This window comes from Streptomyces sp. NPDC057697 (genome assembly GCF_042799335.1).
Taxonomy (GTDB): Bacteria; Actinomycetota; Actinomycetes; order Streptomycetales; family Streptomycetaceae; genus Streptomyces.
This window is the reverse complement of the sequence record NZ_JBHVJA010000009.1, coordinates 133,424-158,426: the sequence shown is the minus strand read 5'-3', so window position 1 is coordinate 158,426 and position 25,003 is coordinate 133,424. Positions and strand designations below refer to the sequence as shown.

Genomic DNA, 25,003 nt, shown 5'->3' with positions numbered 1-25,003 from the left:
GGCCGCCGGCCGTGACCACATCCACGCTCCGCCGTCCGGGGACGGGGGGTCACAGCCAGCCGCGGCGGGCCGCGATCACCCCGGCCTGGAAGCGGTTGGCGGCGCCGAGGAGGTCGTGCAGACGGCTGATGCGGCGGCGCATGGTGCGGACGGACCAGCCGAGCTGACGGGCTATCGCCTCGTCCTTGAGACCGCTGACCAGGAGGGTCAGTACGAGCCGGTCCTCCTCGCCGAGGGGGTCCTCGGCGGGCGCGTTGAGGGGTACGGCCTGCTTCCAGCACATCTCCCAGTAGCCGGTGAGGGCGTCGAGCAGGGTGGACGGGCGGATCACCGCGGCCCGCACGTCGTCGAGATCGAGGGAGAGCGGCATCAGGGCGAGCTTCCGGTCGGCGATGGCGAGCTTGATGCCCAGGCCGGGCAGGACGCGGGCCTGTTCGCCGTGCCGGACCAGCTCGCGGATGTCGTCGAGGACGCCCGGCCATTCCAGCGCCTCGGGGGCGTAGACCGCGCGGTAGCGCACGCCGCGGCCGAGCGCCGTCGCCTCCACGGGGTTGGAGGTGGTGAGGGCGTACGGGGGCCGGTCCAGGGTCATCACGTCCTCATGGGCCTCCTGCTGGAGGCGGACGAACCAGCGGCCGAGGGCCTCGCTTCCGGTGGTGATCTCCACCTCGTCCTCGTCGGTCGCGCCGGTGCGCGCGGCGGCGAACAGCCGGGACAGTTCACCGGCCGCCGTACGGACCCGGTCCAGCTCATTGGTCCTGGCCCGCACCAGGGCCTCGACGGCGGCTCCCGGCTCGATCGCGGCGTACCGGCGGCGGGCGCCGGCGAGTCTGCCGACCAGTCCGTGGTCGCGGAGCCGGTCCAGCGCCCTGGCGACACGCTCGGCCGAACATCCGAGGTCTGCGGTGAGTTCGGCGGGGGCCGCCGTACGCCGGGTCAGGACGGCGCGGTAGACGCTCTCGTCGAACGGATCGATGCCTGCCGCGGTGAGCTGAGAAGTCTCGGGGGTCATGGACGGATCGTGGCCCAGTGGTGCCAGCGGCAGCAATGGGCCACGAAGATCAGTTGTGCGGCAAGTGCGCTCACCAGTAGGACCTTTACGCATGGCAATGAAGTCACGAAGATCGAGTCAGGCCGCTCTCGCCGCCGTTGTCCTCGCCGGTCTGCTGGCGGCGTCCCCGGTCGCCGCCGGCGCGTCCGCGCCCGGACCCGCGCAACGCGTCCTCGTCGAACTGTCCGGGAGCCCCGCGGTCACCGCCGCACCCGGTGGATCGCTGCTGTCCGCCGAGGCGGTCCGCGGTGTCGGGGAAGCCCGCCGGGCGCTCGACGCGCGGCAGGAGACGTTCCTCGGTTCGGCGAGGCGCGCCGGGCTGCACCCCTCCGCCACCCGAAAGCTGGGCCTGCTCATCGACGCCGTGGCGATGACGGTGCCCGCGTCCGAGGTGGCGCGGCTCTCCTCGCTGCCGGGCGTCACCGCCGTCCGCCCCGACACCCGGGTGCTGACGAAGACGGACGCGAGTGTGCCGCTGATCGGCGCGCCCGCCGTACACGAGCGCAAGGACCCCGCCGGACACCGCGTCACCGGCAGGGGCACCACCGTCGCGATCCTGGACAGCGGGGTGGACTACACCCACCCGGACCTCGGTGGCGGGCTCGGCAAGGGCCACAAGGTCGTCGGCGGGCACGACTTCGTGAACGACGACGAGGACCCGATGGACGACAACGGCCACGGCACCCACGTCGCGGGCATCGTCGCGGGAAAGGCCGCCGCCAAGGGCGGCATCACCGGAGTGGCGCCCGGCGCGGAGCTGCTGGCGTACAAGGTCATGGACGCCGACGGCTCCGGCTACACCTCGGACATCATCGCGGGGATCGAGGCGGCCTCCGACCCCGCCAATCCGCACCGCGCCGATGTCATCAACATGAGCCTCGGCGGCCCCGGTGACGGCACCGATCCGCTGGGCCGCGCCGCGACCGCGGCCGTACGGGCGGGTGTGGTCGTGGTGGCCGCGGCCGGCAACGACGGACCCGGCGCGGGCACGGTCAGCACGCCCGGCACGGCCGACGGCGTGCTCTCGGTCGGCGCGTCGACCAGCAACCTGCGGCTGCCGAGCGCCTATCTGGCGGGCAGGAAGCCCGAGTTGATCCAGAGCTACCGCGGCATCCTGTCCGCGAACCCGCCGGAGCACCCCGTCACCGCGCCCCTCGTCGACGTCGGCGAGGGCACCGCCGAGGACTGGAAGCGGGCCGGTGACGTACGCGGAAAGATCGTGCGGGCCCGCATGCTCGTCGCCTCCGACGTCCAGTACCTGACGGCGAGCGCCGTGGAGTGGGCGCGGGAGGCGGAGAAGCGCGGCGCGATCGCGGTGCTCGCAGGTCTGCCGTCCGCCGACGGCCCGGTGTTCGCCGCCGGAGCGGGAGAGGTACGGCCACCGGAGGTGAACCCCGAGCCGGGGGTGGTGCAGGTGCCGTCCTCGCCCGCGCGGACCGATGCCTCCGGCGACTCGCTGCGCATGGACCGGCTGGTCGTCATGGGCATCGACTCGACCCAGTACACGGAACTGAGCTCCCGGCTCGCCGCCGGGAAGGTGTCGGTGACCCTGCGCTCCACCGACACCACCGACAGGATCGCCTCGTTCTCCTCGCGCGGTCCCGCGCCGGACTTCGGCCTGAAGCCCGATCTGGTCGCGCCGGGCGTGGAGATCCGCTCGACCGTGCCCAAGTCGCTGTACGGGCCCGGCCAGTACCGCATGTCGGGTACGTCGATGGCGGCCCCGCACGTCGCCGGAGCCGCGGCGCTGCTGCGCCAGCTGCACCCGGGGCGGACGCCCGCCGAGATCAAGGCGGAGCTGATCGGCACCGCGAAGCCGCTCGCCTCCCCCGGGCCCACGGCACGGGGCTCGGGCCGGCTCGATGTGGCCGCGGCCGCCTCGGCCACCCTGAGCGCCGCACCGCCGTCGGTGTCGTTCGGGCTCGCCGATCTGTCCCGGAGCCGGGTCGGTGGCACCGCGAAGGTGACCCTGCGCAACCCCGGCAGGCGTCCGGTCAGGGCCTCGCTGCGGACCGACGGCGCGGCCACGGTCTGGCCGAGGATCGTCACCGTACCGGCCGGGCGGACCGCCACCGTCACCGTCTCCCTGCGCGTCGCCCGTCCGGCCGCCGACACCGAGATCGGCGGCCGTCTCACGGCGACGCCCGACCGGGGACCGGTGATCGCGGTGCCCTACCTGCTCGCCGTCCGGCACCTCGCCGTCCAGGCCGCACCCGACCCGAGCGACGGTCGTTCGACCGTGCACATCGCGCCGCCGACCCGGCTGGCCGCACCGCCCGTCGTCACCGTCACCCCGCCGCACGGCAGGGCCGTCCGGTACGCCTCCACCCTCGACCCCGCCACCGGCTACTACCGCGCCCCGGTGACGGGCGGCACGGCCGGTACCTACCGGGTCTCGGTGCGCGGCACCGCCGGTACCGGGCAACTGCTCACCGGCACCAGCGCGTTCGAGGTCACCCCGGCCGACAGCCGCGACGACCGCTGGAAGCCGGTCGGACCCAACAGCGAGGCCGGTGCCGTCGCGCTCGCGCCGGGGCGGCCGAAGCAGGCCGTACTCACCCAGTTCCAGAAGGCCGCCCCCTGGCTGACCACCGACAGCGGCGCCTCCTGGCGCCAGTTGGGCCGGCTCCCGGTCGCGGACGGCACGGGGCCGCTCGTTATCGACGCGGGCAACCCCGACCGCTGGTGGTACGCGGTGAACAGCGTCCACGACGGCAGTCGCCGGGGCGCCGTGCTGCGCACCGACGACAACGGGCGCACCTGGCGCACGCTCGACTTCCCGGACACCCGCGTCGCGGCGCTCGCCGCCGACGAGCGGACCCGCACCCTGGTCGCGGTCACCTCGGACGCGCTGCTGGTCAGCACGGACGCGGGCGACCACTGGACGACGTATCCGACCGGTGTCACCGGTGCCGTCACCGACGCCGCCATCACGGGCGACACCCTGTACCTGACGACGTATCACGGTGTCTGGGCCCGCTCCGCCATCGGTTCGGGCAACCCCGGCGACGCGCGGCCGCTCTTCGAATCGTCCGACGGGGGCGTCGGCGGGCTGGCCGTCGACGCCTCCGTCGTGGCGGTGTACGTCCCGGGCCGCGGAGTGGTCGGTTCCCACGACGGCGGGGACACCTGGAGCACCCTGCTGCCCCTGACGGAGGGCGGCCTGCGTCTGACCGCCTCCGGCGGCGACCTGTATCTGAGCACCACGTCCGGCGCCGGCCGGCTCAGCCGCGACCACGGACGGACGTGGGCCGAGGCGCCGGCGCCCTCGCGCGCGGCGCTGCCGGTGGACTACGACCGGTGGGCCGACGGCTCCGTCACCGTCTCCAGCGAGCAGGACGGCCTCTACCGCGGCGCCGCGGACGGTTCCGGGTACCGGAGGATCGGCGTCCAGGGGCTGACCGTCAACGACCTCGTGGTCAGTGACGGGCGGCTGCTCGCGGCCACCGACAGCGCGGTCTACCGCACCGCCCTGCCCGTCACGAACCCGGAATGGGGCAAGTCGGGCGGCGAAGGCGGACGGGGCGTGGGCGTCCCGCAGCTCGCCGTGTCGGCCAAGGACCCGAAGGTGGTCTGGAAGGTCCGCCGCACCGGGTTCGGCGCGTTCACCGTCGAGCGCAGCCGTGACGGCGGTGCCACCTGGCAGACGCGGGGCACGTCGGCGGAGGTGCCGACGGCGCTGCTGGTCCACCCCGCCGATCCGAACCGGGTGATGGTCGGTTTCCGGAGCCTTCAGGGCGAGGGGCTGTTCGCCACCAGCGACGGCGGCGCGACGTGGAAGAACCTGTACCACGACCGCTTCTTCGGCACCCTCGTGGGCGATCCCGCCGATCCGCGGCGCCTGTGGCTCGGCAACACCTCCGGTCTCTACCGGTCGGACGACGGCGGGGTGACCGTCACCAAGGTCGCCGACGGCCCGGTCTCGGCGATCGCCCTCGACGGACGGCGTCTGGTCGTCGGCGGCGACAGCGTACGCGTCAGCGGCGACGGCGGCCGGACCTTCCGCGCCGCGGACACCGGCACCCTCGCCGTCCATGTCTCCGACCTGCTGCGGGTGAAGGACACCTGGTACGCGGCGACCACCGGCTCCCGGGCCAGCGGCCTCCCGCAGGGCGGCCGCGGCGTGCTGCGCAGCACCGACGGCGGCCGGAGCTGGCAGAACATCTCCACCGGACTGCAGAACACCGACGTCACCGCACTGGCCGCGGGCCCCGACGGCCGCGCGCTCTACGTCGGCACCGTAGACGGCGGCGTGCACCGTCTCGACCTGCGCCGCTGATCACCACACCCGTGGGGCACCCGGACGGAGGTTCCGTCCGGGTGCCCCACGGGCGTTCCGGCGGCGTCCCCGCTACCGGTTCGGGCGGCGGAGGAGCATCGTGGAAGACAGACCTCAGGAGGCAGGCATGTCCGGTTTCCCCCTGCGGGACGGAGCGGCCCTGGCCGCCGCCCTGCTCGGCCCGGCCGCCGTGGCCGGGCTCCTGGTGCCCTTCCGTACGGATCTCACGACCACGAACTCGGCGCTGATCCTCGTCGTGGTCGTCGTGGCGGTGGCCGCGATCGGCAACCGGGTGGCCGGTGCGCTCGCCGCGCTCTCGGCCGCGGCCTGGTTCGACTTCTTCCTCACCGCGCCGTACGAGCGCTTCACCATCGGCGGCGGCGACGACGTCCAGACGGCCGTGCTGCTCCTGGTCGTGGGGCTGGCCGTCTCGCAGCTCGCGGCACGCGCCCGACGGCTCCGGGTGGTCGCCATCACCGACGCCGGCCATCTGGCCGCCATCCACGACACCGCGCAGCTGGCCGGGTCGACGACCTCCCCCGACGCGGTGGTCGACCACGTCCGGGGCGAACTGACCCGGCTGCTGGGGCTGAAGGGCTGCCGGTTCGAGTACGGGACCCTGCTGGGGCATCCGCCGAGGCTGGAGCAGGACGGTGACGTGGTGGTCGGGCGGCGGACCTGGGACGTGGAGCGCAGGGGCTGGCCGCAGGAGGAGATCGAGCTCCGTGCGACCGGCAACGGGCACTACTACGGCAGGTTCATGCTCGCGCCGGCGCCCGGCGCGGAGCCCGCCCCGTTGCAGGTGCGGCTGGTGGCGGTGACCCTGGCCGACCAGGCGGGCGAGGCCATGGCGGCGACCGGCCCGAAGGGACAGCGCTGACCGGGTGCGGCCCTCCGGTACGGGCGCGCGGGGCGCGGGCGCGCGGGGCGCGGGGGTTCACGGACCGATGTCGCGGCCGCCGATGTCGGCGAGGGATTCGCGTCGGACCAGCAGCCGTGCCCGGCCGTCCGCGACGGCGACCACCGGCGGGCGGCCGACCGCGTTGTAGCTGGACGCCATGGAGAGGTGGTAGGCGCCCGCGACCGGGACGGCCACCAGGTCGCCGGGGCGGATGTCACCGGGCAGGGCCGCATCGGCGGCGAGCACGTCGCCCGCCTCGCAGTGCCGGCCGACGACGGTCGTCGTGCGGGGCGCGGCCGTCGAGCGGCGGCCGACGAGCCGGGGTGCGTACCGTACGCCGTAGAGCGCCGGCCGGGGGTTGTCGCTCATCCCGCCGTCCACGGCCACGAAGGTCCGTTCGCCGGTCCTCTTCACCGCGAGCACCCGGTAGAGCGCCACGCCCGCGGGCCCGACCAGGGCGCGGCCGGGCTCGATCGTGAGCCGGGGCACGGGGAGCCCGGCCGCGGCGCAGCTCGTGGCCAGTTCCCGGCGGACGCGGGCACCGAGGGACGGTATGTCGAGCGCGGTCTCCCCCGGCCGGTAGGCGACCGCGTGTCCGCCGCCGAGGTCCAGCTCCGGCAGGACGATGCCGTGCTGGTGGCGGATCTGGGCGAGCAGGCCGACGACCCGCCGCAGCGCGGTCAGATACGGCTTGGCCGTGCTGATCTGGGAGCCGATGTGGCAGTGCAGCCCGACGAGTTCCAGCCGTGGCTGGTCGAGGATCCGGGCGACGGCGTGCTGAGCGCTTCCGTCGGTGATCGACAGGCCGAACTTCTGGTCGTCGGTGCCGGTGCGGACCGCGGCGTGCCCGCCCGCGTGCACGCCCGGGACGACACGCACCAGGACCTTCTGGCGGGTGCCGTGGGGGACCAGCGCGGCGAGCCGGGCGATCTCCCACGCGCTGTCGATCACGATGCGCCCGACGCCCAGGCGCAGTGCGGCCTCCAGGTCGTCGGGGCTCTTGGCGTTGCCGTGCAGCACGATGCGTCCGGGCGGGAAGCCGGTGGTCACGGCGAACTCCAGCTCGCCCGCCGAGCAGACGTCCAGCCCGAGGCCCTCCTCCCGCACCCAGCGCAGGAGGGCGCGGCAGAGGAACGCCTTCGCCGCGTAGACGACTTCGGTGTCCGGGAAGGAGCGCAGATAGGTACGGCAGCGCTCCCGGACCTCGCGCTCGTCGAGAAGGTAGACCGGGGTGCCGAACCGCTCGGCGGCCTCGACGAGGGAGACACCGCCGACCGCGATGTCGCCACGGGAGGCGAGCCGCGCCGAGGCGGGCCAGACGGAGAGACTCGCGGCGGTGCCGGAGGCCGGGGGGTCGGCGCCGGGCACGGCCGGTTCCGGCGTCGCACGCGAGAGGGCCGCATCGGGCACGGCCGGTTCCGATGCTGCGGGCGAGACGGCGGCATCACACACCGACGACGACGGCGTGGCGGGTGCGGGGGCGGCATCGCGCACCGTCGATGACGGCGTCGCGGGCAGGGGCGTGGTCATGGTGTTTTCCCCGCCCGTCAGGAGGCCGACGTGGCGGACAGCGACGGGGATCCGGGCGCGCGTACCGCCTCGGCCGGCCGTGGCCTGCGGACCGCCCGGCGTGCGCGCTGCGGCGCGGGGACCGGACGGTGGGCGCGCCGGCCGCCGGGGGCGGTGCCGGGGCCCGGGACGGCGAGCCGGGGGTCGACGACGAGTTCGACGACTCCCAGGGGCGCGACGAGGGCGCGTACCGCGGGCTCGGCGAGCCGGACCCAGGCCTGGCGCCGTCCGAGCGTGCGGATCAGCTGCCGCTCGTCGGTGAAGGCGACGGCGGTACGCACGCCGAGCGGCGTACGGAAGAGGCGGGCGCAGCAGCCCGCCGGCCCCGGCCTGACCGGAACGAACAGGGCGCCGGCCCGGTCCGGTTGAAGCGGATCGGGGTCCTCCTGGAGGGGGGCGGGGTCCTCGGTACGCCGGTTGTCGTTCATGGCACTCCTCGTGGGATCGGGACGGCTGGCGCATCGCCACGTCCATGGCACGGCACGACGCTATGCCGCTCCCGCCGGGCCGGACGTCCTCGTTAGCGGCCCCTTGATCCCGCACGTACGCCCTTTGACGCGCGATTTACGGCGGCGCCGCCGTCCGACACCGCCGGGGCGCGTGACGGCGGGCCGATCCACTGGTGTGACTTTGTGTGTCCAGTTGGGTACTTTGAGTCAATGATCGGTGCGGCGTCGTTCCCCCCGGCACATCGCCGCAGGTGGGACAGTGGCGTGCTCCTCGTGCTGCTCTGGGTGGCCTTCCACCTCCTGGGCTGCGCGCACAGCCACGGCCCGGCGTTCGGCGCCCATCACGATCCGATGACCGCGATGTCGGCGGCCGCGGTGTCGGCGGCCGCCCCCTCCGTTCCGGCGACGACCTCTGCTCCCGATCCGGCGACGACCTCGACTCCCGATCCGGCGCCGTGCTGTCCCGAGCCGGACCACGCGGCGGACTGGATCCGCGTCGACGCCCCGCCGCCGCCCGCCCCGGGCGGGGCGCTCCCGGCAGAGGTCCGGCCCCCGGCCCCCGCCTGCGCCCTGCCGGGCGGCCGGACGGCTCGGGCGCCCGGTCGTGGCCTTCTCGGCGGGCGGTGCATCCTCACGGCCCTGTGCGTGGCGCGGACCTGACAGGACCGGCACGGCCGCCCGCCCCGGGCGGGGCGCTCCCGCCCCCTCCCCGCCGCCCCGGCCCTCGCCGGGCCGGGCCGGATCCGGGCCGCCGTGTGTCCGCCCCCTTGATCCCCCGATGCCCCGACGGCCGTTTCCGGTCCGGGGCGAGGAGCCGTGACACCCTCATGAACGTTCCCCCGTACGCCCCTGCCCCGACGTCCGCCCGCAGGCCCTCCGAGTTGGTGGGCCGCACGCCGGTGCTCTGGATCGGCGAGCCCTTCGCCGACGCGGGGCGTGGCTTCTGGGCCAAGCTCGAAGGCGCCAACCCCGGCGGCATCAAGGACCGCCCCGGGCTGCACATGGTGGCCCGCGCCCGGGAGCGCGGCGACCTGGCCCCGGGCGCCCCCGTCGTCGAGTCCTCCAGCGGCACCCTGGGGCTGGGCCTGGCGCTGGCCGGGATCACCTTCGGGCACCCGGTCACCGTGGTCACCGACCCCGGACTCGAACCGGGGATCCGCCGGGCCCTGACCGCTTACGGCGCGCGCGTCGAGACCGTCACCGCCCCGCACCCGTCCGGGGGCTGGCAGCAGGCCCGGCGGGATCGGGTGGCCGAGTTGCTCGCCGCCCTGCCCGGGGCGTGGTGCCCCGATCAGTACAACAACCCGGACAATGTGGCCGCCTACGCCCCGCTGGCCGCCGAACTCGTCGCCCAATTGGGCCGCGTCGACCTCCTGGTCGCCTCCGTCGGGACCGGTGGTCACTCCGCGGGAATCTCCGCCGCACTGCGCCGGACCTTTCCCGACCTGGCCCTGATCGGCGTGGACTCGACCGGTTCGACGATCTTCGGGCAGCCGGCCGCACCGCGTCTGATGCGCGGGCTGGGCTCCAGCATCCACCCCGGCAACGTCGCCCATCCGGCGTTCAGCGAGGTCCACTGGGTGGCCCCCGCCGAGGCGGTCCGCTCCTGCCGGACGCTGGCCCGCCACCACTACGCCTCGGGGGGCTGGAGCGTCGGCGCGGTCGCCATGGTCGCCGGATGGGCCGCCCGTACCCACCCCGCCGGAACGAGGATCGCCGCGATCTTCCCCGACGGCCCCCACCGCTATCTCGACACCGTCTACAACGACGGCTGGTGCCACGGCCACCACCTCCTCGACACCGCGGTGCCGCTGCCGGACGAACCCGACGAGATCAGCGATCCGGGCGAGCGCGCCGTGACGTCCTGGACCCGCTGCCGTACGGTCACCGGCCCGGCCGTCGCCCCGGCGGCGCTGGCGGGTGCCCGGTGAGGCGGCTGCGCGCCCAGGTGCGCTCCTTCGAGCCCGGCCTCCAGCTGCTGATGGTCAATCAGTTCGGCATCAATCTGGGCTTCTACATGCTCATGCCCTACCTCGCCGACCACCTCGCCCACGGCCTCGGCCTGGCGGCATGGGCGGTCGGACTCGTCCTGGGCGTACGCAACCTCTCCCAGCAGGGCATGTTCTGGCTGGGCGGGACGCTGGCCGACCGGATCGGCTACAAGCCCATGATCCTGGCCGGCTGCGCGCTGCGGACCGGAGCGTTCGCCCTGCTGGCCCTGGCCGACAGCGTGCCCGCGCTGGTCGTCGCCTCCGCCGCGACCGGGTTCGCCGGGGCCCTGTTCAACCCCGCCGTCCGCGCCTATGTCGCCCAGGGGGCCGGGGAGCGCCGGGTGGAGGCGTTCGCCGCCTTCAACGTCTTCTACCAGGCGGGCATCCTGCTGGGCCCGCTCGCCGGACTCGCCCTGCTCGCCCTCGACTTCCGGCTGGTGTGCGCCGCGTCGGCGGCCGTGTTCGGGGTCCTGGCGCTCGTCCAGGCCCGTGCCCTCCCGGCCCGGCGTCCGGCACCGGACCCGGAGCGTACGAGCGGATGGCGGGGCGTCGGCGCGGACTGGCGGACGATCCTGCGCAACCGGCCGTTCGTCCTGTTCTCCTTCGCGATGGCCGGCTCCTACCTGCTGGCCTTCCAGACGTACCTCGCCCTGCCCCTCCGGGCCCGGACCCTGCTGGACGAGGACAGCGGTACCGCCATGGGCGTGGTCTTCGCCGTCTCCGCCCTGGTCGCGGTCGCCGGTCAGGTCCGGCTGACGGACTGGGCCAGGGAGCGGCTGGACCCGCCGAAGGCGATCGCGCTCGGCCTGGCCGTGATGGGCGCCGCCTTCCTGCCCCTGCTGCCCGGCCCGCACCACCGCGTCCATGGGCCGGGTGCCGTGCTCGGGCTCGGGGAGCTGGTGGCATGCGCGGCGTTGTTGGCCGCGGGGGCGGCGCTGCTGTACCCGTTCGAGATGGACACCCTGGTCCGTCTTTCGGGACAGCGCCTGGTCGGCACCTGTTACGGGGCCTACAGCACCGTGGCGGGCGTCGCCGTCGCGGCGGGGAACCTCGCCGTGGGCGGCTTGTTCGACCTGGCCGACCGCGCCGGGGCGCCCTGGTTGCCCTGGACCGCGCTGTCCGCGCTCGGCCTGGCCTGCGCCGCCGCCCTGACCGGCCTGCACCGCGCCGGACACCTGCGTCTCACTCCCGGTCCCGCGCCGGCGCGGACGCCGAGCACGGCGTGAAGTCCTGGGCCGTGTCCGGGTGTTCCCGCAGGGCGCGGGCGATCAGGTCGTGGACCAGGAACTCACCCGGCAGGCGGTTGTGCTTCAGGCGGGCGAGGTCGCCGGGGCCGAACCAGCCGTAGGCGGAGTGCTTGGACCACTCCAGGGCCGGGTGGTCCAGGTCTCCGTCGACCTCGACGAGGTAGTCGGCCTCGTGGCGGAGCCCCGCGCCGTCGTCGCCGGTCCAGTCGCTGGTGCCGAGGAACCGCCGCACATGGCGCAGGCGCCAGGCGGTCTCCTCCTCGATCTCCCGGGCGAGGGCGTCCAGCAGGGACTCACCGGCCTCGACGTGACCGCCCACGACGTCCCAGGTGTCGGGGAAGAGACGGCGGTCCGGGCTCCGCTTCTGCGCGAATGCCCTGCCGTCCCGGCCGAGGACGACCGCGCCGACGGCCCACACCTCCCCGGGCGCGGGAACGGGGACCTCGACACCCTCGCCCACGGTGAACAACCGTCCGCCCATGGGACACGTCACCTCTCCTCGTCGCCGTTCCTGACGGCCAGTCGGTCGGACCACGGCGCGAGCACCGTCGTACGGGCCTCGGGATGTTCCCGCAGCCACGCCAGGAGCGGAAGCAGGTCGGAGGACGGGGCGTACAGGCGGAGCGAGGTCTCGTTGTCCTCGCTCCGCTCCCGTCCGGTGATCCGGTAGCTGCTCGCCGGACGGGCGAGGTCGAGGCGCGGCCCCTCGGCCACCCGGGTGCCCACGACCTCGTCCCACGGCACCTCGACGGCACCGTACATATGGGACCGCACCGCCGTCGGGGTGAGCTCGACCGTGGGCATCCTGGGTCTGCGCAGGATGCGCGCACCGATCACGGCCAGTGAGGCGGACACGAGCAGCAGCAGGCCGAGCCCCAGCACCACGATCGGGCGGGACCGTTCGGGCTCGCCGTACCGATGGGGCATCTCCATGTACGTGTCGCCCCAGTGCGCCACCGCGGTGCCGCACATGGCGACCGCGGCGACCGCCATCAGGCACGCCAGCACGATGAGCAGCGTGGCTCTGTTCCGTGCCCGCCGGAGCTCGGCCGGTCGCTGCGGGGCGTAGGCGACACCCGACTCCGTCGACCGCCAGAGTCCGCCGAGCCGGGGAGGCTTAGCGGCGGAAAACATGTACGGAACCCTACAACGCGGGCCGTACGCCCCGGAATCAGCGCACCCGCCCCCGCGGTTTGAGGGCGACGGGCGGCAGTTCGGGAGCGGTCAGCCGGTCGCCGTCGTAGCCCTTCACCTCGCCGAAGCGGGAGCCCTCCATCCAGCCCCGCCTGGCCTCCTCGATCTCCTCCTGGGACCGTCCGATGAAGTTCCACCACATGACGATCTCCTCCTCGAACGGCTCGCCGCCCAGGAGCATCAGGCCCGCGTCGGTGTCCGCGCGCAGGGGGAGGCCGGTGCGGCCGCAGCCGAGATAGAGCATCGATCCGGGAAGCACGGGCACGCCGTCGACCTCGGCCCGGCCGGACATGGAGAGCACCGCGTACTCGAAGTCGGGTTCGAGCGGCAGCCGGGCCTCGGCGCCGGCGGTCAGCGCGATGTCGGCGCCGACGATCGGGGTGTACGCGGTGCCGGGCGAGGCGGCGCCGTCGAGCTCGCCCAGGATCAGGGTGGCGGTGAGGCCGGGCGCCGTGACCGTCGGCAGGTCGGTGTGGTGCTGGAAGTGTGGTTCGACATGACGGTGGGCGTCCGGCAGGGCGACCCAGAGCTGGGCGCCGTGCAGCAGCCTCGGGTGGGCCCTCGGGCTCTCCTCGGAGTGACTGATGGCCCGGCCGGAGGTCATCAGCCCCAGTTCGCGCGGGCGGATCGTGCGCAGGCTGCCGAGGCTGTCCCGGTGCAGGACCTCGCCGTCGTGGAGCCAGCTCACCGTCTGCAGACCCATGTGGGGGTGGGGCGGCACCTGCATCCCGGGTTCGCCCGCGATGTCGTCGGGGCCGTAGTGATCGACGAAGGCCCAGGCGCCGATCATCCGGCGGCCCAGGTTGGGCAGCAGTCTGCGGACCTCGGTGGACTCGCCCAGTCGGACCCGGCGGGGAGTGAGGAGTTCACGCACGGGCTCGGCGACGACGAAGCCACGTCCTCCGCAGACGGAGAGTGCGGCCTGGCGATCGAGATTGCTCATGGCGCTCAACCTATGCGCGGGCCGGGCCGGGGCACCGGTACCCACGCCGACAATTTAGTGGAATATTCAACCACTGGGCCCTGTTGCGGAGGGTGCAGGAGGGCCTGGCGGAAGCCGGGCCGTAAGCGGGACCGAGCCGGGCGCACCCCGGGCGGCCCACCCAGGAGGAGGCCGAGTGAGCGACACCTACTTCGAGTTCGGTACGTCTGCCGACCGCTGGGACCGTGCGCAGATGTTCTTCGGGGCGAAGGAGTACATGACGGCGGCCCGGATCCTGGAGGGGCTGGTCGCGGAGGTCCCGGAGCAGGTGTCCCCCCGCCTGCTGCTGGCCCGGACCTACTACCACTCGGCGCGGCTCGGCAAGGCGGAGGCGGAACTGCGCGCGGTGCTGGAGCTCGATCCGGTGGAGCACTACGCGCGGCTGATGCTGGGCCGCACGCTCGAACGCCAGGGGCGCGGCGCCGAGGCGGCCGGGCATCTGCGGATGGCGGCGGCCCTCTCCGGCGACTTCGACGCCGACCCCGGCCGGACGGACCCGCGGGGGCCCGCCGCCGGGTGAGCCCGGAAGTCCTCGACGCCCGGGGAGATCCCGCTGACGGGTTCCCTCAGCCCGTGCCCGGGGCGTTCGACAGGCGGTCCAACCATTCCGTCAGGAGAGCGCCCTCGGCCGGGCTGAGCGACGGGGCGGGCGTCCGCCGCAGCAGCGCGTTCAGCCGGACCGCGGCGGACGGGACGGACGGTCCGGGCCCGGCGGACGGCACGGGCCGCCGCGGCTCGGGCCCGGTGGCCGCCACGGACGGTCCGGACTCCGCGGGCCCGGGGCCGCGGGGACCGTCCGCCGCCGCCTCCCCCGGGGACGCGCCGAACGCCTCCGGGGTGAGGACCGCGGCGTGCACGGCGTCGCGCACCCGGTGCGACATTCCGTCGTCGGAGAAGGTCGCGGGGCGGGCGACGAGCATCAGCGCCACGCCCACATTGGCCGACATCACCATCCGGGCCGCCGGCCCGGGGGCCAGACGCAGCTTGCCGGCGGCCGCGGCACGCTCCAGGTCCCCGGTGAGGATCCGGTGGGATTCCAGGGCCGAGGCGGGCGGGGTGCGCATGGCGGGAGAGTTCATCAGCCGGTACAGATTCGGGTTCCGCAAGGCGAATTCCACATGGCCGTCCCAGCCCCGGCGCAGGTCCTCGACCGGGTCCGCGCTCCCGCCGCGTTCCCGCTTCGTCGCGAGGTACGCGTCGAAGCCGTGGTCCACCACCGCCGACAGCAGTCCCTCCTTGTCGCCGAAGTGACGGTAGAGGGCCGGGGCGCCCACCTGCGCGGCCTCGCACACGGCCCGGGTGGAGATGTCCCCGTCCGGCGACTCCGCGACCAGCCGCGCCGCCACATCGAGGATGCGTGCTCGTGTGCTCATCGCACGGACGCTATCAAGCGCGCCCCGACGGGCCCCGGGCACGGGCGGGACGGCGGGGCGGTTCAGACGATGCCGCCGTTGGCGCGCAGCACCTGGCCGTTGACCCAGCGGGCCGGACCGGCGAGGAAGGAGACCACCTCGGCGATGTCCTGCGGCGTGCCCAGCCGCTCCAGCGGCGCCTGGGCGGCCATCCTCGCGACGGTCTCCTCGTCCTTGCCGTCCAGGAACAGGTCGGTCGCCGTGGGACCGGGTGCCACGGCGTTGACCGTGATGTCACGTCCGCGCAGCTCCCGGGCCAGGACCAGCGTCATGGCCTCGACGGCGCCCTTGGTCGCCGCGTAGGCGCTGTAGCCGGGCAGGGCGAGCGACAGTACGGAGCTGGAGAAGTTGATGATCGCTCCGCCCCTGCGCAGGCGGCGGGCCGCCTGCTGGTCGACGACGAACGTCCCGCGGACATTGGTGCGGTGCATCCGGTCCAGCGCGTCCAGATCGGTGTCGACCAGGGGCGCCAGGGTCATCACACCGGCCGCGTGCACCACCACGTCGACGCCGCCGAAGGTCTGCTCCGCCAGATCGAAGAGGGCCGGGACGGCGAACTCGTCGGCCACGTCGGCGCGGAAGGCGACAGCCTGCCCGCCCGCTCCGGTGATCGCCGCCACCGCCGACTCGGCCTCGGCGTGGTTGCCCGCGTAGTTGATGACCACGGCGAATCCGTCGGCCGCGAGCCGCCGGGCGCTCTCGCGGCCGATGCCCCGTGACCCTCCGGTGACGATCGCCACGCGACGCTCGCGCTCGGTGACGGGCTGCTGCTCACCCATGACGGTGCTCCCTTCTCGGGCGGCCGGCAGGGAAACCAGCCGGACGTTATCAACGCTAACATCGCTACGTTAGCGCCGTTAACACCAATTCGGATGCGACCGGGCTCCCCCGCGCGATAGTCCACTCGCTCATGACGGACCTGGAAACCCCGCGCCTCCTCCTCCACCCGACGAACGCCTCCGACGCACTGCGCGTCGTGGCGGGCGCACCCGAGGAGGGGGCGCGTTGGGCGCCGGGCTACCCCTCCGCCAGCGAGCGGGCCGCGGCCGAGCGCTTCCTCGACACCTGCGCGCGCAGCGGCGATCCGAGCCCCTTCGGTTCGTACGAGATACGCCGCCGCGAGGACGGGCTGGTGATCGGCGGGATGGGGTTCCACGGCCCGCCGGACGCCACGGGAGCCGTCACGATCGGTTGCGGCCTCGTCCCCTCGGTCCGGGGGGCGGGTTACGCCTCCGAGGCGCTGCGCGCGCTGCTGCGGTTCGCCCGCGATCAGGGCGTGCGCCGGGTGCACGGGGACGCCGACCTGGACAACATCGCGTCCCGGCGCGTCATGGAGGCCGTCGGCATGCGCCTGGTGCGGGAGGACGAGAAGCTGGCGTACTACCGGATCGATCTGGACCCGCGTACCGAGGAGTGAGCCGGCGCGCCACCGGCCTTGCGGCGAGGCGTCCGGTGGAACGCCGGAACCCCGCCGGGGCGTCCCGGCGGGGTTCCGATCACCAGCCCGTCGGCGGGCGTCGAGCCGGTCAGCCGGCCGCGGTGGCCGCCCGGTCCGCGGCGCCGTTCCCGGTGGCGACGGTGCCGGTCCCCGGCACGAGCAGCCGTTCCGTCAGGGCGCCGAAGACGAGCCCGAACGTCGCCCAGAGGGTGGCCTGCACGGCGAGGGTGCTCAGCCGGAACTCCCACAGCAGCGCCGCCGGGAAGTCCTTTCCGACCTCGTTGTACGAGGGCAGGAACACATAGGAGATCCCGATCACCACAACGTAGGCGGCGGCCGCCACGACCGTCGCGTTCCAGTTGCCCAGACGGGGGGCCAGGCGCCTGCCGAGGATGACCGCGGCGACGGCCAGCAGCACGCTGAGGGCGACCATCAGGAAGAACAGGGCGGTACGCCTGCCGATGGTGTCGGGGTTGCCGACGGCCGGCGGGTTGGCCGGGTACTTCAGGAACGGCACGACGTACACCGCCAGCAGGGCCGCGCCCGCGATCAGCGCGGCCGTGGCCCGGGGCCCGAACCTGCCGATCCGACCGAGGGCGTAACAGAAGACGAGGGCGGCGATGCCGCCGACCGCCACGCCGAAGACGAGTACCCCGGTGGCGAGACCGGCGGTGGACTGCATGGCGCGGCTGACCAGTTCCTCGCCGCCGTCGTGGTGGTGGCTGTGCGCCTCCTCCAGGGCGATGGCCGCGTCCACGCGCGACTCACCGAGGAAATAGGCGACGAGCAGGGCCGGCACGCCCGCGGCGAGACCGGCCAGCATGCCGCGGACGAGGAGGGCTCTGACAGATATGGAGTTCATGGGGCTTCCCCTGGATCGGACGGTACGTCAGTGGCAGGGGAAACCGAGGAGGTGACGGCCGTCGTGGACCCACTCGTGGACACCTTCGCCGGAGATGACCGCGGTGGCCCCCTGCTCGGCGCCGACGAAGTAGAGCAGGACCAGCATGAGGATGCCGAAGAAGACGGCCCAGGGGGCGATGGCCTTCAGGGAGATGGGGGTGATGGCCGGTACGGCGGTGGCCGGGGCAGCACTCTGTGCCATGGCAGAACCTCCTGTGGGAACACGCGTCCCGATCGTGGTGCCTGAGACGTGGGTGCTGGGTCTGACTTCCCGCACAGGTACGGGTTCACAGTGGCGCGACCGTGCCGGATTCTCACCGGACTTCCGTCACACCTACGTCATGTTCGCCGTGACCATACCGCTCGCCGGGTAGTGCCGCCATGGTGCCGACGGCGGTCCGTACCGCCCGGATGCCATGGTGGGCACAGCCGAGGGGCCAGACTTCAGGGAGTTGACCGGTTCATGACGGTGCACGTGATGTTGATCTCACCGGCGCTCAACGCCGCACTGCGCGAGGCGCGTTTCGACGGCGACGCGCCGCTGGACGCGGCCGGGGCCGGCCGCGCCCGGTCCGCCGCCCCGGCGGTGCCCCCCGCCGACCGGCAGCTGCGCGGGCCGTCCGAGCGGTGCGCCGGGACCGCCGACGCGCTGGGCCTGCACGCCGCTCCGGAACCGGCCCTCGGCGGCTGGGACATGGGCCGGTGGAGCGGCCGACGGCTGGAAGAGGTGAGCGCGGCCGAACCGGCGGCGGTGTCGGAGTGGCTCACCGACCCTTCGGCGGCCCCCCACGGCGGCGAGTCCCTCCTGGAGCTCTGCTCCCGGGCCCGGCGCTGGCTGGAGACGCCGGCCCCGGCCGGGGAGCGCGGGGACCACCGCGTGCTGGCGGTCGTCGAGCCCGCGGTGGTGCGGGCGCTGATCGTCGGAGCACTCGCCCTGCCGCCGGAGGCGTTCTGGCGGCTGGACGTCCCCCCGCTCACCCTGACCGGGCTCAGCGGCAGGTCCGGCCGGTGGAACCTGCGGTGCGGACAGCCGCTCGCGCCGGCGCCGGGCGGCTGACCCTGCCCGGCGGCGACGCCCTGGCATCGTCACGGCCGCCCGACGACACGGCGCCCGACGGCCGGGAAGGCCGCGGCACGACCCGTTCCACGGACGGGTGAATGCAAGAAGTGTGGTCTGTACCAAGGTCTTGACACGGTGTTGGTTCACTTCTTCAATCGCATACGGAACCAAAACCTCTCCCTGCTCCCCCACAACGGGCGCGTGTCGTACGCATGGCACGGCCCGGCCTTCAGTTCCGCACGGGAAGGACCCCCCATGACCTCTCCCCGCCCCCGTCTCCCCCGCCGCCTCCTGCTCTCCGCGTTCTGCGCGCTGTCCGCGCTCGCCCTCGTCCCGGCCTCCTCCGGTCTCGCGGCCGGAGTGCCCGGACCACGGGTCGCGGCCGCGACGTTCACCGATGACTTCGACGGCCCCGCGGGCGCCGCCGTGGACGGTGCCAAGTGGCAGATCGAGACCGGCGACAACGTCAACAACCATGAACGGCAGTACTACACGGCCGGCAACAGCAACGCGGCGCTCGACGGCCAGGGCCATCTGGTCATCACCGCGCGCCGCGAGAACCCGAACAACTACCAGTGCTGGTACGGGACGTGCGAGTACACCTCCGCGCGGCTGAACACCTCCGGCAAATTCACCCAGACGTACGGGCACGTCGAGGCCAGGATGAAGGTGCCGCGGGGTCAGGGCATGTGGCCGGCGTTCTGGATGCTGGGCGACGACATCGGCCAGGTCGGCTGGCCGAACTCGGGCGAGATCGACGTCATGGAGAACGTCGGCTTCGAACCGTCCACGGTCCACGGCACGTTGCATGGCCCGGGCTACTCCGGCTCCGGCGGCATCGGCGCCGCCTACACCCTGCCCAACGGCCAGGCGTTCGCCGACGACTTCCACACCTTCGCCGTCGACTGGGCGCCCGGCTCGGTGACCTGGTCGGTGGACGGCAACGTCTACCAGCGCCGTACGCCCGCCGATCTCGGCGGCAACACCTGGGTGTTCGACAAGCCCTTCTTCCTGATCCTCAACCTCGCGGTCGGCGGCTACTGGCCGGGCGACCCGGACGGCGGCACCTCCTTCCCGCAACAGCTCGTCGTCGACCATGTGCGGGTCACCACCAGCGATCTCCGGCCTCCCGCCTGACCGTACGGCCGGACCCGGTCCATCTCCCCGCGCCGACCGTCGAGTTCGGCGACCGGTGCGGGGAGATGGCACACGCACCGGTCGAACGAGTGGCGGCCGGGGACGGTACACGCCCGGTGGGTGTCCGCCGCCGTCCCGAGCGGCGCCGGGGCCTTCCTGACCGCCCCCGGTCCGGTCCGGACGATGGGGGGCCTACGCGTCCCGGTACGCCTCCAGCAACCGCAGCCAGGCCTCGCTGATCGTCGGGTACGAGGGGACGGCGTGCCACAGCCGCTCGACGGGGACCTCGCCCGCGACCGCGATCGTCGCGGAGTGCAGCAGCTCGCCGATGCCGGGCCCGACGAAGGTGACGCCGAGCAGGATCTCCCGGTCGAGGTCCACGACCATGCGGGCACGGCCCCGGTAACCGTCCGCGTACAGGCCGGAGCCGGCGACCGCGGCGAGGTCCTGGTCGACGGCGCGTACCCGGTGCCCGGCCCGCTCGGCCTCGGCGAGGGTGAGGCCCACCGAGGCGGCCTCCGGGTCGGTGAAGACGACCTGGGGGACGGCCGCGTGATCGGCGGTGGCCGCGTGGGCGCCCCAGCGGCCGGTCTCCAGCGGAGGCGTGCCGGCGGCGCGGGCGGCGATCGCGGCGCCCGCGATGCGCGCCTGGTACTTGCCCTGGTGGGTGAGGAGCGCCCGGTGGTTGACGTCACCGACCGCGTAGAGCCAGTCGGTGCCCTCGACGCGGCAGCTGTCGTCGACGCCGAGCCAGGAGCCGGGCGTCAGGCCCACCGTCTCCAGTCCGATGTCGTCGGTGCGCGGGGCCCGTCCGGTGGCGAAGAGGACCTCGTCGGCCTCGATGTGTCCACCGCCCGCCAACTCCACGGTGACCGGGCCGTCGGGGACCGGGCGCCGTACGGCTGCGACCGAGACTCCGGTGCGGATGTCGGCGCCCGCCTCGGTGAGGGCCTGCCCGACCAGTTCACCGGCGAAGGGCTCCATCTTCGGCAGGAGCCCGTCGCCGCGGATCAGCATCGTCACCCGGGCGCCGAGAGCCTGCCAGACGGTGGCCATCTCCACCCCGACCACCCCGCCGCCGACGATCACGAGCCGGCCCGGCACCTTCTTGGCGCTGGTCGCCTCCCGGCTGGTCCAGGGGCGGGCCCCCTCGACGCCGGGGAGGCCGGGCACGACGGCGCGACTGCCGGTGCAGACGGCGACGGCGTGCCGGGCGGTGAGCCGGTGCTCGGTGCCGTCGGGAGCGGTGACGGACACCGCCTTCTCGCCGGTGAGCCTGCCCCGGCCGCGATAGAGGTCCGCGCCGATGTCCTCCAGCCAGGCGACCTGGCCGTCGTCCTTCCAGTGCGATGCGTAGGCGTCGCGGTGGGCGAGGACCGCGGCGGTGTCCAGCGGCCCCTGCACGGCGTCGGCGAGGCCCGGGACGCGGCGGGCGTCGGCGCGGGCGACCACCGGGCGCAGCAGGGCCTTGCTGGGCATGCAGGCCCAGTAGGAGCATTCGCCGCCGACGAGCTCCACCTCCACCACCGCGGCGCTCAGCCCGGCGGCCCGCGCCCGGTCGGCGACGTTCTCGCCCACCGGGCCCGCTCCGATCACCACGACGTCGTACTCGGCGTTCTGGGAAGCATCTGTCATGGGGCCAGTCTCGTCGCGGGTGTGCGCCGCGGCCACATGGGCAGGCGGAATAGGGCAGGTGCAGGCACCGTTGTTCGGACAGGTCCGAGCGGGCACAGGAAGAGGTAGCAGACAATGAGCACCGTTGAGCTCACCAAGGAAAACTTCGATCAGGTCGTCAGTGGGAACGATTTCGTCCTGATCGACTTCTGGGCTTCCTGGTGCGGCCCGTGCCGGCAGTTCGCGCCGGTCTACGACGCGGCTTCGGAGCGCCATGACGACCTGGTCTTCGCCAAGGTCGACACGGAGGCGCAGCAGGAGCTCGCGGCGGCCTTCGAGATCCAGTCCATTCCCACGCTGATGATCGTCCGGGAGAACGTGGCGGTGTTCGCGCAGCCCGGGGCGCTGCCGGAGGCGGCGCTGGAGGACGTGATCGGGCAGGCGCGGAAGCTGGACATGGACGAGGTGCGCAAGTCCATCGAGCAGGAGCAGAAGGGGCAGGACTAGGGGCGTGTTCGGAAAGTAGCGTCGTCTGCCCGGGGGGCAGGCCCGGGCGGCGGGTGCGTGCGATCCCGACAACGCGGTGAGCGTGCGTGCCGGACACCCCCGGGCAGGCGGGGCTTCCGAAACACGACCCGGGGCGCGTACGTCCCGATCGCCTCGTGCGGCGAGGTGAGGGCCCGACCGGCTGCGGCCGGTCGGGCCCTCACCCTTGTGCCGGGGCGCGGCCTCAGCTGTCGGCGCCGGTCCCGGTGTCCCGCTCCCGGACCCGGGCCGAGAGGCCGTAGGACAGCTCGGCCCCGTCGACCAGCAGGGCCTCGACCGAGCGCGTCGCGGGGTCGATGTCCGCGACGATGCCTTCGCCGGAGTACCGGGGGTAGCCGGATGCCCCCGTCTCGCCGGTGGCCGACACCACCGCCGAGCGGATGACGCCGCCGGGTCCGGGGGCGTCGGTGGTGTCCTCGGCGAATCCGGGGACCAGCAGGATCTCGTAGCTCTGCGGATGGCTCATGGTCATGACGCTAGGCATGCGGCACGCGGTCCGCACGTTGCCGCGCTGCCGCACGGTGCGGTCCGGCCGTCGCGGCCGGGCCCGGCGCCTCAGGCGGACTCGCGCCGGACGGCGCTGACCCGGAGCAGGTCGTGGTGTTCCGGGGTGCCACCGGGATCCCGTACCAGCCGGTCCACCAGGTCCGCCAGTGGCTGCGCCGTGGCCAGCTCCATGCGAACGGTGCTGAGCCTGGGGCGCAGCAGCCTGCCCAGCATCAGGTCGTCGGCACCGATCACGGCCGTCTCGCGCGGCACGTCGATGCCCGCGTCCTGGAGGGCCCGCATCAGGAGCATCGCGTAGTCGTCGTTGTAGGCGAACACACCGTCCAGGTCCAGGGTGCGCCAGCGGGCGGCCAGCCCGGCCGCCGACTCCTCGTCGTACCGCAGCGGCAGGGGTTCCACCCGGGCCCCGTGGGGAAGGGCGGCCTGCCGGGCACCGGTCAGCCGGGGTTCGGCGAACAGGCCGGGCCCCCGGTCCTCGGGCATGACCACACCGATGCGGCGCCGCCCGGCCTCCAGCAGGTGTCCCACCGCGCAGGCGCCGACCTCCCGCTGGTCCATGACCAGCGCGTGGGCGCCCGGCACCGGCCGGGGCCCGAGGGTGATCACGGCCTTGGCCCCGGACCGGCGGAGCACGGATATGCCGTGCGGGGTCAGGTCGATCGTGCCGGGGGCGATGACGGCGACCGGGCGGAGCTCGGCCCAGGCCCGGGGTGCGTCGTCGGGGTCCAGACCGGTGCTGCCGTACTGGACGACGGTGTATTCGAGCCGGCGCAGCCCCGATTCCAGCTCGTGGAAGAAGCGGTGGTGGAGCGGGGAGGCCGGGAGGTTCACGGTGGGCAGCAGCACCATGCGGGTGTGCCCGGCGCGCAGGCTCCGGGCCGCGGCGTGCGGCACGTAGCCCAGTTCGGTGGCGGCCTCCCTGACCCGGCGGCGGGTGGTGTCGCTGATCCGTACGGAGGCGTTGTTGTTCAGCACGTACGAGACGGTGGCCCTGGAGACCCCGGCGCGCCGTGCGACGTCGGCGCTGGTGGGGACGGGGCGTTCGGTGGGCTGGTTCGGTAACTGGCTCATGGCGTCCGGCAGTCTTCCAGACCCGTGGTGCGTGGGTACGCTCCGGGGCCTGGGGCTGGCCCGGCAGTTGCTGGCGACGATGAGCCGGGGCGGTCCGGAGGAGCCCGCGCCCAAGGTGAACGGGGTGGCACCGGCCGCCCCGGCGCCGCCGTGCGAGCGGATCGCGGTGACGGGGGCTCAGGAGGGCGGCCCGGCCTCCTGATCGGCCCGGGGGCGGCCGGTGCGCGCCCCCGTCCAGGGCGGCACCGGCCCCGCTCCACGGAATCGGGCGGACAGGTCCTACGGTGTGGGGATGACCATCCAGCACCGTGAACAGAGCATCGACAACTCGGCGGACTTCCCGGGCCGATCCGGCCCGACCGCCACCGCGGAGGCCGACCCGCGCGACGTGGGGCCGGTCCGCACCTCGTACGCCCCCGACCGGGACGGCGACCCGGACCCCGGGGAGATCGTCTGGACGTGGGTGCCGTTCGAGGAGAACGACGGGCGCGGCAAGGACCGGCCGGTCCTGGTGGTGGCCCGCGAGGCGGCGGGGACCCTGCTCGCCGTGCAGCTCTCCAGCAAGCAGCACGACCAGGACCGTGAGTGGGTGGCGCTCGGGGCCGGGCCCTGGGACAGCTCCGGCCGTCCGTCGTGGGTCGATCTGGACCGGGTCCTGCGGCTGCACGAGGACGGGATGCGGCGTGAGGCGTGCGCGCTGGACCGGGACAGGTTCGAGCTGGTCGCCGGGCGGCTGCGGGAGCGCTACGACTGGAGGTAGCGGCCCGGCCCGGCCGGGTCCTGCGCCCCCTCGCCACCGAACACCTGGTCGAAGGCGGCGCGGGTGACGGGCCTGGTGCCCCGGTCGAGGATGCCGAACACGATCTGCTCGAAGTGCCCGGCGAACCTGCCGCCGTCCAGCAGCAGCTCCCGGAACACCGCGGCCACCAGAGCCGGATCGTTGCGGAACACACCGCAGCCCCAGGCGCCCAGCACCAGCCTGCGGTACCCGCGCACCGCCGCGACCTCCAGCACCCGCTCCGCCCGGGACGCGAGCGCGGCGGGGATGCGGTGGGCCTCCTCGGGGGTGCGGTCGCGGATGACACCGGCGTTGGGCGCCGGGGAGGTCAGGAAGCCCACGGTGCAGGGGGTGTCGAGCAGCCGTCCCCGGTCGTCGCGGAACACCGGCACTCCGGGTGAGTGGATCACCCGGTCGGTGTAGAAGGCGCTGCGTTCGGCGCGGTGGTGGGCGTAGTAGTCCGGGACGCGCAGCAGGGTGGCGTACAGGGCCGATCCCCGGCACAGCGCCTCCTCCTGGGCCTGGGCGCCGTTGAGGTATCCGCCGCCGGGATTGCGGGCGGAGGCGTAGCTCAGCACGGCGACCTTGCCGGGGCCCTCGCCGGTCATCCGGCGTGCCGCCGTCAGGCTGCTCTCCCCGGTGACCTCGACGCGCGTGGTCCGGTCGCAGTCCAGTGCGGCGACCGGCACCGGCTCCGGTCCGTACAGCCTGGTTCCCGAGAGTGCGGCGGTCAGCGCGCGCCCGATGCTCACCTCGCGCCCGTCCGGCGTGCGGTAGCGGCCCGCCGCGACGATGGCCTCGGTCTCACGCGCGATGCCACGCAGTCGTGCGCTCATCGGTACTCCCCCGTGTGGTGCATACGGGGCATGCTCGA

26 protein-coding genes are annotated in these 25,003 nt (G+C 74.0%); 12 read left to right on the top strand and 14 right to left on the bottom strand.

Features of this window, described 5'->3' with window-relative positions; all coding sequences use genetic code 11:
• Positions 1-49: 49 nt before the first annotated feature.
• A complete protein-coding gene (locus tag ACFVFH_RS23175; RefSeq protein ID WP_383771818.1) occupies positions 50-1,012 on the bottom strand; it encodes a helix-turn-helix domain-containing protein in 963 nt (320 codons plus the stop codon).
• 91 nt (positions 1,013-1,103) lie between these two features.
• On the opposite strand from ACFVFH_RS23175, the gene ACFVFH_RS23170 reads away from it, so the two are divergent.
• Positions 1,104-5,330 carry a S8 family serine peptidase gene (locus tag ACFVFH_RS23170; protein ID WP_383771816.1) on the top strand — a complete coding sequence of 1,409 codons (4,227 nt, stop codon included), beginning with the start codon at positions 1,104-1,106 and terminating at the stop codon, positions 5,328-5,330.
• A gap of 127 nt (positions 5,331-5,457) precedes the next feature.
• Complete coding sequence (locus ACFVFH_RS23165) at positions 5,458-6,210, top strand: DUF4118 domain-containing protein (protein WP_383771814.1); 753 nt, start codon at positions 5,458-5,460, stop codon at positions 6,208-6,210.
• Positions 6,211-6,267: 57 nt separating this feature from the next.
• On the opposite strand, the gene lysA is transcribed toward ACFVFH_RS23165, so the two are convergent.
• Together lysA and ACFVFH_RS23155 are read right to left on the bottom strand one after the other, a co-directional pair.
• A complete protein-coding gene (lysA, locus tag ACFVFH_RS23160; protein ID WP_383771812.1) occupies positions 6,268-7,761 on the bottom strand; it encodes a diaminopimelate decarboxylase in 1,494 nt (497 codons plus the stop codon).
• Between the two features lie 17 nt (positions 7,762-7,778).
• On the bottom strand, positions 7,779-8,228 hold the full coding sequence (locus ACFVFH_RS23155) for an SAV_915 family protein (protein WP_383771810.1): 450 nt from the start codon (positions 8,226-8,228) through the stop codon (positions 7,779-7,781).
• Between the two features lie 285 nt (positions 8,229-8,513).
• On the opposite strand from ACFVFH_RS23155, the gene ACFVFH_RS23150 reads away from it, so the two are divergent.
• From ACFVFH_RS23150 to ACFVFH_RS23140, 3 genes are all read left to right on the top strand, one after another.
• Positions 8,514-8,909 carry a hypothetical protein gene (locus ACFVFH_RS23150; protein WP_383771808.1) on the top strand — a complete coding sequence of 132 codons (396 nt, stop codon included), beginning with the start codon at positions 8,514-8,516 and terminating at the stop codon, positions 8,907-8,909.
• 167 nt (positions 8,910-9,076) lie between these two features.
• The gene (locus ACFVFH_RS23145; protein WP_383771806.1) at positions 9,077-10,180 is read left to right on the top strand and encodes a PLP-dependent cysteine synthase family protein; all 1,104 of its coding nucleotides are present in this window, start codon (positions 9,077-9,079) and stop codon (positions 10,178-10,180) included.
• The gene (locus ACFVFH_RS23140) at positions 10,177-11,466 is read left to right on the top strand and encodes an MFS transporter (protein ID WP_383771804.1); all 1,290 of its coding nucleotides are present in this window, start codon (positions 10,177-10,179) and stop codon (positions 11,464-11,466) included. The genes ACFVFH_RS23145 and ACFVFH_RS23140 overlap by 4 nt, the downstream gene beginning before the upstream one ends.
• Here the strand turns inward: ACFVFH_RS23140 and ACFVFH_RS23135 are convergent.
• Genes ACFVFH_RS23135 through ACFVFH_RS23125 form a run of 3 tightly spaced genes read right to left on the bottom strand, consistent with a single transcriptional unit; the run spans position 11,423 to position 13,624 of the window.
• Positions 11,423-11,968, bottom strand: a complete 546-nt coding sequence (locus tag ACFVFH_RS23135; RefSeq protein ID WP_383771802.1) for an NUDIX hydrolase — start codon at positions 11,966-11,968, stop codon at positions 11,423-11,425. The two genes, ACFVFH_RS23140 and ACFVFH_RS23135, sit on opposite strands and share 44 nt — an antisense overlap.
• An 8-nt stretch (positions 11,969-11,976) precedes the next feature.
• On the bottom strand, positions 11,977-12,621 hold the full coding sequence (locus ACFVFH_RS23130; RefSeq protein ID WP_383771800.1) for a hypothetical protein: 645 nt from the start codon (positions 12,619-12,621) through the stop codon (positions 11,977-11,979).
• Between the two features lie 37 nt (positions 12,622-12,658).
• Entirely contained in the window at positions 12,659-13,624 is a 966-nt protein-coding gene (locus ACFVFH_RS23125; RefSeq protein WP_383771798.1) for a pirin family protein, read from the bottom strand.
• 175 nt (positions 13,625-13,799) lie between these two features.
• Here ACFVFH_RS23125 and ACFVFH_RS23120 point away from each other — a divergent pair, with 175 nt between their 5' ends.
• The gene (locus tag ACFVFH_RS23120; RefSeq protein WP_383771796.1) at positions 13,800-14,183 is read left to right on the top strand and encodes a tetratricopeptide repeat protein; all 384 of its coding nucleotides are present in this window, start codon (positions 13,800-13,802) and stop codon (positions 14,181-14,183) included.
• Between the two features lie 46 nt (positions 14,184-14,229).
• Here the strand turns inward: ACFVFH_RS23120 and ACFVFH_RS23115 are convergent, their stop codons facing one another.
• On the bottom strand, positions 14,230-15,036 hold the full coding sequence (locus tag ACFVFH_RS23115) for a TetR/AcrR family transcriptional regulator (protein WP_383771794.1): 807 nt from the start codon (positions 15,034-15,036) through the stop codon (positions 14,230-14,232).
• 62 nt (positions 15,037-15,098) lie between these two features.
• Positions 15,099-15,854 (bottom strand): SDR family oxidoreductase, encoded by a 756-nt coding sequence (locus ACFVFH_RS23110; RefSeq protein ID WP_383771792.1) that lies wholly within the window; start codon positions 15,852-15,854, stop codon positions 15,099-15,101.
• A 131-nt stretch (positions 15,855-15,985) separates the two neighbouring features.
• Between ACFVFH_RS23110 and ACFVFH_RS23105 the strand changes: the two genes are divergently transcribed.
• Positions 15,986-16,492 (top strand): GNAT family N-acetyltransferase, encoded by a 507-nt coding sequence (locus tag ACFVFH_RS23105; RefSeq protein WP_383771790.1) that lies wholly within the window; start codon positions 15,986-15,988, stop codon positions 16,490-16,492.
• Positions 16,493-16,601: 109 nt separating this feature from the next.
• Here ACFVFH_RS23105 and ACFVFH_RS23100 read toward each other — a convergent pair whose 3' ends face one another.
• A complete protein-coding gene (locus tag ACFVFH_RS23100) occupies positions 16,602-17,375 on the bottom strand; it encodes a CbtA family protein (RefSeq protein WP_383771788.1) in 774 nt (257 codons plus the stop codon).
• 27 nt (positions 17,376-17,402) lie between these two features.
• Complete coding sequence (locus tag ACFVFH_RS23095) at positions 17,403-17,618, bottom strand: CbtB-domain containing protein (protein ID WP_189540289.1); 216 nt, start codon at positions 17,616-17,618, stop codon at positions 17,403-17,405.
• A gap of 261 nt (positions 17,619-17,879) precedes the next feature.
• Between ACFVFH_RS23095 and ACFVFH_RS23090 the strand changes: the two genes are divergently transcribed.
• Both ACFVFH_RS23090 and ACFVFH_RS23085 read left to right on the top strand, forming a co-directional pair.
• Entirely contained in the window at positions 17,880-18,473 is a 594-nt protein-coding gene (locus tag ACFVFH_RS23090; protein WP_383771786.1) for a histidine phosphatase family protein, read from the top strand.
• Positions 18,474-18,731: 258 nt separating this feature from the next.
• Entirely contained in the window at positions 18,732-19,613 is an 882-nt protein-coding gene (locus ACFVFH_RS23085; protein ID WP_383771784.1) for a family 16 glycosylhydrolase, read from the top strand.
• Between the two features lie 192 nt (positions 19,614-19,805).
• Here ACFVFH_RS23085 and ACFVFH_RS23080 read toward each other — a convergent pair whose 3' ends face one another.
• The gene (locus ACFVFH_RS23080; protein ID WP_383771782.1) at positions 19,806-21,248 is read right to left on the bottom strand and encodes a dihydrolipoyl dehydrogenase family protein; all 1,443 of its coding nucleotides are present in this window, start codon (positions 21,246-21,248) and stop codon (positions 19,806-19,808) included.
• A gap of 114 nt (positions 21,249-21,362) precedes the next feature.
• Here ACFVFH_RS23080 and trxA point away from each other — a divergent pair, with 114 nt between their 5' ends.
• Entirely contained in the window at positions 21,363-21,734 is a 372-nt protein-coding gene (gene trxA, locus ACFVFH_RS23075) for a thioredoxin (RefSeq protein WP_383771780.1), read from the top strand.
• A 223-nt stretch (positions 21,735-21,957) separates the two neighbouring features.
• On the opposite strand, the gene ACFVFH_RS23070 is transcribed toward trxA, so the two are convergent.
• Both ACFVFH_RS23070 and ACFVFH_RS23065 read right to left on the bottom strand, forming a co-directional pair.
• On the bottom strand, positions 21,958-22,239 hold the full coding sequence (locus ACFVFH_RS23070; RefSeq protein ID WP_383771778.1) for a hypothetical protein: 282 nt from the start codon (positions 22,237-22,239) through the stop codon (positions 21,958-21,960).
• Between the two features lie 89 nt (positions 22,240-22,328).
• Positions 22,329-23,351, bottom strand: a complete 1,023-nt coding sequence (locus tag ACFVFH_RS23065) for a LacI family DNA-binding transcriptional regulator (protein ID WP_383771776.1) — start codon at positions 23,349-23,351, stop codon at positions 22,329-22,331.
• 31 nt (positions 23,352-23,382) lie between these two features.
• Here ACFVFH_RS23065 and ACFVFH_RS23060 point away from each other — a divergent pair, with 31 nt between their 5' ends.
• Entirely contained in the window at positions 23,383-23,553 is a 171-nt protein-coding gene (locus ACFVFH_RS23060; protein WP_383771774.1) for a hypothetical protein, read from the top strand.
• A 90-nt stretch (positions 23,554-23,643) separates the two neighbouring features.
• On the top strand, positions 23,644-24,111 hold the full coding sequence (locus ACFVFH_RS23055; RefSeq protein ID WP_383771772.1) for a type II toxin-antitoxin system PemK/MazF family toxin: 468 nt from the start codon (positions 23,644-23,646) through the stop codon (positions 24,109-24,111).
• Here the strand turns inward: ACFVFH_RS23055 and ACFVFH_RS23050 are convergent.
• Positions 24,096-24,965, bottom strand: coding sequence for a TIGR02452 family protein (locus ACFVFH_RS23050; RefSeq protein WP_383771770.1), 870 nt, complete (start codon positions 24,963-24,965; stop codon positions 24,096-24,098). The genes ACFVFH_RS23055 and ACFVFH_RS23050 overlap by 16 nt on opposite strands.
• Between the last annotated feature and the right edge of the window lie 38 nt (positions 24,966-25,003).